This is a genomic window from Paenibacillus sp. DS2015, assembly GCF_050433705.1.
In the GTDB taxonomy this organism is placed as follows: domain Bacteria; phylum Bacillota; class Bacilli; order Paenibacillales; family Paenibacillaceae; genus Paenibacillus_AQ.
Genome location: NZ_JBNPWS010000006.1, coordinates 192,923 through 201,613, shown reverse-complemented (window position 1 = coordinate 201,613; position 8,691 = coordinate 192,923). Strand labels below are relative to the sequence as shown.

Below are 8,691 nucleotides of genomic sequence, written 5' to 3'. Positions count from 1 at the left end.
ACGCATCGTCGCCTTGGTGAGCCATTACCTCACCAACTAGCTAATGCGCCGCAGGTCCATCTATAAGTGACAGATTGCTCCGCCTTTCAACATCTTCTCAGGAGAGAAAATGTATTATCCGGTATTAGCTACCGTTTCCGGTAGTTATCCCAGTCTTACAGGCAGGTTACCTACGTGTTACTCACCCGTCCGCCGCTGAGTATTAGGAGTGCAAGCACTCCATCAACTCCGCTCGACTTGCATGTATTAGGCACGCCGCCAGCGTTCGTCCTGAGCCAGGATCAAACTCTCCAATAGAGATGATTTCTAAATTGCTTTGCAACAATTTCGGAATCATCTGGAGATGAATGCCAGATCAACTTTGCAGCGACCCAACATCCATCGAATGAAAAGAGCGATATGCTCATTTTGAAACAAACTGGCGAGAATTTGCATTCTCTACCAAATGATTTCTCATTTGTTTTGATCTCACTTTCGTGAAATCTTTACTCACTCGTTGTTCAGTTTTCAAAGATCAATTACTCTTTCGTTGTCATCAGTTGTTCTCGGCGACAACTTCTATATCATATCATGTCTTATGTTTTAATGCAAGAACTTTTTTTGAAGTTTTTAATTGAATTATATCATTCTATTAAAATATCTCTTCAACCATTCGCCTTAACAACGACCGGATAAATAATATAACATATAAATAGCTAGTATTGCAAGCAGTAATTTTAATGAAATCAAAAGAAAGAAAAAATACAAAGGAAATCTCCAAATCCACTATTATAGTGATTTTGGAGATCTCCTTTGTATTTTTGAAGCACTAGGAAATCATCTTGTATCTATCTCCCCTTCACTTATCCATTAATCCACGGATTATGACGTCTTTGCCGGGAAGTTTTAGATTTCGCTTGTTTTTTGCGCGGTGTTACATTGCTCTTTGGAGCAGATTTAATTATTGCTTGATAACCATTAGTCGCCTCTTCACCTTCTACTTCCTCTCTTGGACCCAACAGTTCATCAGAGTTCTCAATGGTGGCTTCTTCAATTGAATCAAATTCAGATACTTCTGCTTGTAGTAATTCATCCGGTTGTCGGCAACCGCAGTCTTTTGGAGGAGCATTCTCCGGCATTGAATGACCTGAACCATATGCTCCATATGGAGCCATTGGGACTGTTTGATATCCACCTTGTACCTCTGGCTGTGGGTAAGTCCATTCATAAGGTGGTGTGCATGAATAGTAAGGAGAATAGTTTACGGATACCGATGCCATTTCATTTGCCATAAGCATTGGTGTAGGAGCAAAGTTCACAAATTGAGAATTCTCCTCGAATACTGACTGTGATAGAGGTGTAGGCATACTAGATGAAATGTAACTTTCCGGGTTCGCATAACTCATTGGGAATACTTCAGGATAACAAGGCTGCTCGCCTTGAGCATTAGCCCAATTCTGTCCTCCTAAGTTCGATTGTTCATAGAATGGTGAACAGTTAAACTGCGTAGGTTGCGTAAAAAAACTATTGTCTGTTAAACCTGGATAATATGATGTTTTCTCCATACCTTGAGGTATCGTATCACTACAAGATATAGGATTAACTTCTACTACTGGTTGTTTCTCATACATTACCTCTTGAGCTGGAACTGGAAACTGAATGAATAAATGCTGCTTCATCTCGAAATGCTCAACCTCTAAGCTTTCTTTAGTAGGTAAAGGTTGGACAGGAGCTACTGACTTCTCAAAGACTGGTGATTGTATTGGTGCTACAGGTGTTGGTGTTGGTGTTGGTGTTGGTGTTGGTGTTGGTGTTGGTGTTGGTGTTGGTGTTGGTGCTGGTGCTGGTGGAGGATTCGGCAGAGGTGTAGTGGATACTTTCTCCTGCTGTTGCACTGGCATTTCTGGAAGTTGGGGCAATTGCGGTATAACGGGTGGCATAGGCTTAGGAGCAGTCACAATTTCCTTAGGTACTGTCACAATCTCTTTAGGTGCAGTCACGTTCTCCTTAGGCCCTGTGTAAGTTTTACTACCCGGCACCGTCTTATCCACAACCTGATTATGCTGCTGCGGTTGTTCCGATACCCCTGATTTAGGAATATTCACAATTTCACCAAGCAGCAGAGCATTAGGATTCTTCAGTTGCGGATTAGCCTCAATCATCTCTTGTAAAGAAATACCCCAAGCCTTAGATAACTTCCAAAGACTATCTCCTTGCTTCACAGCATGTTTATGGATAATATGTTCAGGTACTGGAACTGGGGTAGCTTGCGATGGAATTTTAATCTTATCTCCCACGCTTAGTTGATCTGGATTAGAGAGTTGAGGATTGACCTCGATTATCTTTTCCAATGCGACCCCGTACTTCTTAGATAATTCGTATAAAGTATCACCCTTCTTAACCATGTGTATTTTCACGCGACAATAACCTCCTAAACTTCTTATAAGCAGACTATAGCCCGCCTTCGTTACTTTCATCTTATGCAAGTGTTGGGCGGATGACATCATTCATCACAAAAAAAATCCTTCCATGCTTATGCATGAAAGGATTTTCCTCATATATTAGAACCTAACATCCGTTTTATTTACGCTTCCCACACCTTATATCCGTCTAAACTTACGATTTTGCGGAACTCTTCAAGCAGCTTTAATGTAATTGGTCCTGCTTGTCCCGAACCGATCACTCTTCCATCAATTTCTCTTGCCGCAATAACTTCAGCAGCAGTTCCTGTGAAAAAGACTTCATCCGCAATATACACATCATGCATTGTAAAAGGTTCTTCTTTAAGTTTATAACCTAATGTTTCACATAATTCGATAATCGCCAATCTAGTGATACCCTCAAGTGCTCCTAGATAGCAAGGAGGGGTATAAATGACATTATTTTTCACTATAAAAATATTGTCTCCCGATCCTTCCGTTACATAACCCTGAGCATTCATCATGATAGCTTCATCAGCATCGGCAAAGTTAGATTGCATTTTCACTAGAATATTATTCAAATAGTTCAATGACTTTATCTTAGGATTAAGAGCATCCGGAAGATTCCGACGTTGGGATACAGAAACTGCTCTAAGCCCGTTAATATATGCTTCCTCAGGATAAATAGCAAGTTGCTCCACTATAATTAATATCGTGGGGTTTGCACAACGACGAGGATCTAGGCCCAAGTTACCAACACCACGAGATACAACTAAACGAATATAGCCATTACGCATATCATTGCGGCGAATCGTTTCAGCCATAGCTTCACGTATTTCGTCTTGGGCGAGTGGAATAACAAGACCAATCGATTTCGCTGAATCGTAAAGGCGACCCAAATGCTCAGCACACTTGAATATGTTACCGTCGTAGATTCGGATTCCCTCAAAAATACCGTCCCCATACAAAAAACCGTGATCAAACACAGACACCTTTGCATTTTCTTTTGTTACATATTGTCCATCTAAGTATATCCATTGCTCTGACATGAATTACTGCACCTCCGAATTTTGTTTCTCATAGCTATAAATAGGATAACAACCCAAGATACGCACCTGACAACCCACTGCTTCAATCTCAGCAATAGAAGCTTGTAGCAATAACTTATTCATTTCTTCAAGTATATCAATATAAAAATAATAACTCCCAAGCCTCTTCTTCGTAGGGCGAGATTCAATCCGAGATAAATTCAGTTTTCTCCATGCGAAGGCTGATAATACCTGATGAAGTGCTCCTGGATAATCTTCAGGAAGTGTAACAGTAATACTTGTTTTCGTCTGGGTACTTGGACGTTGAAGCTCAATCGAGTCTGCACCAATAAGCACAAACCTCGTAAAGTTGTTATCATGATCCGTTATACGTGTTGCTATGACATCCAAACCATGAGTTTTCGCTCCAAGTAACGTTCCAATAGCAGCCCACCCTTGTCCCGTATGAGTCTTAACGATCTCAACAGCCTCAGAAGTACTTCCTACGTTCTCCAATATAGCCTGTGGAGCATGATTACGTATAAACTGCTGACATTGCGCAGTCGCTACCGGGTGAGATAAAATTTTAGTGATTTTACTTAGATCTAAGTTATCATTTTCGTTCATAAATTCTTCTTTATTACCAATTAAATTCTGTATTGAGGGATATACCCATTCCAATTGCATAGGGATATCCACCTCATTCACTAACCAATCCATATGCAGGCTTACAGAACCCTCAATTGTATTCTCAATCGGGATCACGCTATAATCACTGTTTCCTTGAACTGTAGAAAGAAATACATCTGATATTAGTTTATGGTGAACGAATTCCACCGGCTCATTTCCAAATAAGTGAACTACAGCCTCATGGGAGACCGATCCCTCTGGCAGCAACGCTATTCGTTTCATGCCTTAACTTCCCCTTTTATCATATCTATAAACGCTTCCGTCTGAACATCTGTATAGATAACAACACCGTCTTTTGAGGGTTCAAGCCATCTTGCAGATACTTGAATACCATGTTCATTCATCGTCCGAATCAAATAGGATTCTAGATTATGTTTCTGCTGACTTCCTCGATCCACCAGGGCAAGCAAAGTTGGGCCAGCACCACTCAGCGCAATACCTAATGCTCCATGATTGGATGCATCCCTTAAGATCGTTGACATCCCAGGGACTAGACTTGCACGATAGGGTTGGTGAAGCCGATCACGCATAGAAGTTCCTATCAGATCAAACCTCCCACTTGAGAGTGCCGCTACTAACAATGAAGAGTGACTAATATTGAATACAGCATCCTCTCGACTTATCTGCACGGGGAGTACTTTACGCGCTGCGGACGTAGACAACTGGAACTCAGGAATAACCACAAGTACTTCTAAATCTTCATGCGGTTCCATTCTTATATAATCTGCATGTGTACCGTCCCAAATAGCTGTAATAATACCACCGAATAACGACGCTCCAACATTGTCAGGATGTTTCTCTAGAGCCGCTGCCATATCAAAAAGTTTAGCATCAGTTAATGGTGAGCCTATTAAAGCATTAGCAGCAGCCATTCCCCCTACAATTGCCGATGCACTACTTCCAAGTCCTCTGGTTAACGGTATTTCTGAATACATAGAAATTTCAATATCTGGGATCTGCACACCCGCTTCATCAAACACCATTTGGGCAACTTGATACACGAGATTACTTTTATCCTTAGGGATTCCCTTCATTTCATCTCCATAGAAATGGAATGATGTCTGTTCAGAGACTTTCATTTCTATCCATGCATATAGCGATAATGCCATACCTAACGTATCAAACCCCGGTCCCAAATTGGCTGTACTCGCTGGTAGCTTGACTCGTACACCTTCCGATCTAATCATACTCGTACCTCTTTCAATTCCGTCTTTAATTCCGCAGTAGAACTCACAGTCATCTTCCGACCCTGCCTGATCACCTATTCAGATCATTGTTGTACAGACTGAGTCTGTATTCATCCTTAATACAAACTTCTAGAATTAACGATTAACCTTCGACACGATACACACTTTTGATTCTACGAATGACTTCAAGCCCTTCAAAATGATGTAGCACTTTATTCATACTTGCCTTGCTTGCATCATGTGTAACAATAATGATTTCAGCTTCTGGGTTATGTTCACTCGGCTGTTGTACTACGGATTCAAGACTGACATCAAACTGAGCAAATACCTGTGTAATTTGAGCAAGCACACCCGCTTTATCATCTACATGTAATAGAATAAAGTTCTTATATTTGATTTGTTCATCACTCTTGAGCTTTTTCTCTTTGTACGGAACGATTGCCTTAAGGCCATTCACACCAAGCTTCAAATTCTTAATAACAGCCACGAGGTCAGCTACTACTGATGTTGCTGTAGGCATTGCCCCTGCTCCAGCCCCATAGAACATCGTTTCTCCAACAGCTTCTCCGTATACATATACCGCGTTAAAGACTCCGTTAACAGAAGCTATTGGATGATTACGACGTACCATCGTCGGTTGTACACTAATGCTGAACTCTTCATCTTCACGTTCAGCAATACCCAGAAGCTTCATTTCATAACCTAGACGCTTGGCATAGGTAATATCCTCTTTGCTTACCTGGGAAATACCCCGCACACTCACATCATGAAGTTCGACATTAGTACGGAAACTAAGGGTCCCTAGAATTGCCATTTTACGTGCAGCATCTAAGCCTTCGACGTCAGATGTAGGGTCAGATTCAGCATATCCAAGCTGTTGAGCTTCTTGTAGTACATCATCATAAGAGGCACCTTCCTGACTCATTTTGGTCAGAATAAAGTTCGTTGTTCCATTCACAATGCCCATTACTTTCAATATTCGATCTGAAGAAAATCCTTCTATTAATGTACGAATAATGGGTATCCCACCGGCAACACTTGCTTCATAGAACACATCACATTGCTTCTCTTGAGCCTTCGCTAAAATTTCTGAGCCATGGAGGGCCATAAGATCTTTATTAGCTGTGATAATATGCTTACCACGTTCTAGAGCTTCTAAAATATAAGCCTTGGTCGGCTCAATACCTCCCATAACTTCTACTATGACATCAATCTCAGGGTCACGAATAACTTCCCATGGATCTTCTGTAAGTTTATTAGGATCAATCGGTATATCTCGAATTTTATCGCTGCTTCTCACTGCAATTTTCTCAATAATGATGGGTGATCCCACTTGACTACTTAGATCCTCTTGGTTACCTTCTACAATACGAACAACACCTGTTCCTACAGTTCCTAAACCTAATAAGCCTACTTTTACTGGTTTCATTTAACATAACCTCCCGAACTACTTATCCTTATATTCTATATTTCTACAATGCTACAATGACTAGCCTTGACCAATCATATGAACACGTTTAACTCCTGGGACAGCCTTCATCCCTATAATCATATCACCAAGCTCCTCACTCATTCGCGAAATCTCCACCGATATGACCACATTTGCAACACCTTGCAACGGAATACTCTGATGCATCGTTAGAACATTACCTCCAAAACCTGCTACAAGACTGAGCACCTTAGATAACATTCCTGAGCGATGTTCTAGATCAATGGATATGGTGACAATCCGTTCACGTTCTAATTGATGAATGAGATGGATTCCATCTTTATATTTATAAAAGGCACTGCGACTTAAACCAACTTGTTCGACGGCTTCATGTACCGTCTTCACTTCTCCGGCAGCAAGTAATTGCTTCACTCGCATCGTCTTAATGACCGCTTCCGGTAAAATGTCCTCCCGAACTAGGTAATAGCGTTCTTTCACGAACGTCCTCTCCTCAAAGACTGCTGTTTGCGTATTGTGGACAATTATAATAGATTTTACCTTTAGTGGTCAATAGACTCTAACCTTTTTCCATAAAAAAAACCGTATACAGTACTTTGAAAGTACCACATACGGTAGTGTCTCACTTAATAATAACTGCTTCCTTCGACAAATTCGAACTCGAAATCAGCAATTCGAACAATCGTTCCATCAACAGCTCCAAGCTCACGAAGCTCGTGGTCCACACCCATACTACGAAGAATACGAGCTAGCTTTAAGATCGCTTCATGGGAATTCAACTGCATTCTTTTCATGATATGCTCAATTTTGGCGCTATGAACAACAAAGGCCTCATTCTCACGAACGATCTTGAATGAATCTTCATCCTTCTTGTCTAACTTGTATACTTTTCTTTCGGCTATTTCTGAGACTTCCTCAATTACAGGCTCTTCAGAAATTTGGTCAAGGATATCCGTGGCACGATACAATAATTCCTGAACTCCATTACGTGTAACTGAGGAGATTGGCATAATCACCATTTCAGGTCTGAGTTGTTGTACACGCTCACGGAAAGAGGCCAAATTTTCTTCGGACTCAGGCATGTCCATTTTGTTAGCTGCAACAATCTGCGGACGCTTCATAAGTGCAGGGTTATACAATTCAAGCTCTTCGTTAATCTTAATCCAATCTTCAAAAGGATCTCGTCCCTCAGAACCAGACATATCCACAACATGGATAATAACTCTTGTTCGCTCTACATGTCGCAGAAACTCATGTCCAAGTCCGATGCCTTCATGAGCACCTTCAATAAGTCCTGGTAAATCGGCCATAACGAAACTACGTCCATCCCCTACATCCACCACTCCAAGATTAGGTGTTATCGTTGTAAAATGATACGCACCAATTTTTGGAGTAGCTCCAGAAACAACAGATAAAAGTGTTGATTTACCTACACTCGGAAATCCAACTAATCCGACATCTGCCATAACTTTCATTTCAAGTACGACATATCGTTCTTGACCTTCTTCACCATTCTCAGCAATTTCAGGTGCGGTGTTACTGATCGTAGCGAATCGCGTATTCCCTCTTCCGCCTCGTCCACCCTTTGCAATTACAATTTGTTGACCATGCCGAGTTAAATCCGCAATGACCTCACCTGTATCATCATCTATCAATGTAGTCCCCGGTGGAATACGAACAATCACATGCTCTGCATTAGCACCATGTTGATTTTTATTCCTACCTTTTATTCCGCGGTTTCCCTTGAAATGGCGTTGATAACGGAAATCCATAAGTGTGCGAAGACCTTCATCCACTCTAAAGATGATATCGCCACCTTTACCTCCATCACCACCAGCTGGTCCACCCTCTGGTACATATTTCTCACGTCGGAAAGCGACAAGCCCATCTCCACCGTCGCCACCTTTTACATACACCTTTGCTTTATCTACAAACATAAC

The 8,691-nt window shown here is 41.3% G+C and carries 7 protein-coding genes and 1 rRNA gene; all 8 read right to left on the bottom strand.

Annotated features, from left to right (window positions below):
• Positions 1–297, bottom strand: a 16S ribosomal RNA gene (locus J2T13_RS08350); the annotation flags it as partial.
• 545 nt (positions 298–842) lie between these two features.
• Positions 843–2,396: a LysM peptidoglycan-binding domain-containing protein gene (locus tag J2T13_RS08345; protein ID WP_429370165.1), complete on the bottom strand. Its 1,554-nt coding sequence runs from the start codon at positions 2,394–2,396 to the stop codon at positions 843–845.
• Between the two features lie 167 nt (positions 2,397–2,563).
• The gene (ilvE, locus tag J2T13_RS08340) at positions 2,564–3,448 is read right to left on the bottom strand and encodes a branched-chain-amino-acid transaminase (RefSeq protein ID WP_429370163.1); all 885 of its coding nucleotides are present in this window, start codon (positions 3,446–3,448) and stop codon (positions 2,564–2,566) included.
• A gap of 3 nt (positions 3,449–3,451) precedes the next feature.
• Positions 3,452–4,339 (bottom strand): prephenate dehydratase, encoded by an 888-nt coding sequence (gene pheA / locus J2T13_RS08335; RefSeq protein ID WP_429370161.1) that lies wholly within the window; start codon positions 4,337–4,339, stop codon positions 3,452–3,454.
• On the bottom strand, positions 4,336–5,304 hold the full coding sequence (thrB, locus tag J2T13_RS08330) for a homoserine kinase (protein WP_429370159.1): 969 nt from the start codon (positions 5,302–5,304) through the stop codon (positions 4,336–4,338). The genes pheA and thrB overlap by 4 nt, the downstream gene beginning before the upstream one ends.
• A gap of 142 nt (positions 5,305–5,446) precedes the next feature.
• A complete protein-coding gene (locus J2T13_RS08325) occupies positions 5,447–6,733 on the bottom strand; it encodes a homoserine dehydrogenase (protein ID WP_429370157.1) in 1,287 nt (428 codons plus the stop codon).
• Between the two features lie 60 nt (positions 6,734–6,793).
• Positions 6,794–7,231, bottom strand: a complete 438-nt coding sequence (locus J2T13_RS08320) for an ACT domain-containing protein (RefSeq protein WP_429370155.1) — start codon at positions 7,229–7,231, stop codon at positions 6,794–6,796.
• A 146-nt stretch (positions 7,232–7,377) separates the two neighbouring features.
• Positions 7,378–8,688 carry a GTPase ObgE gene (gene obgE, locus J2T13_RS08315; RefSeq protein ID WP_429370153.1) on the bottom strand — a complete coding sequence of 437 codons (1,311 nt, stop codon included), beginning with the start codon at positions 8,686–8,688 and terminating at the stop codon, positions 7,378–7,380.
• Positions 8,689–8,691 lie beyond the last annotated feature (3 nt).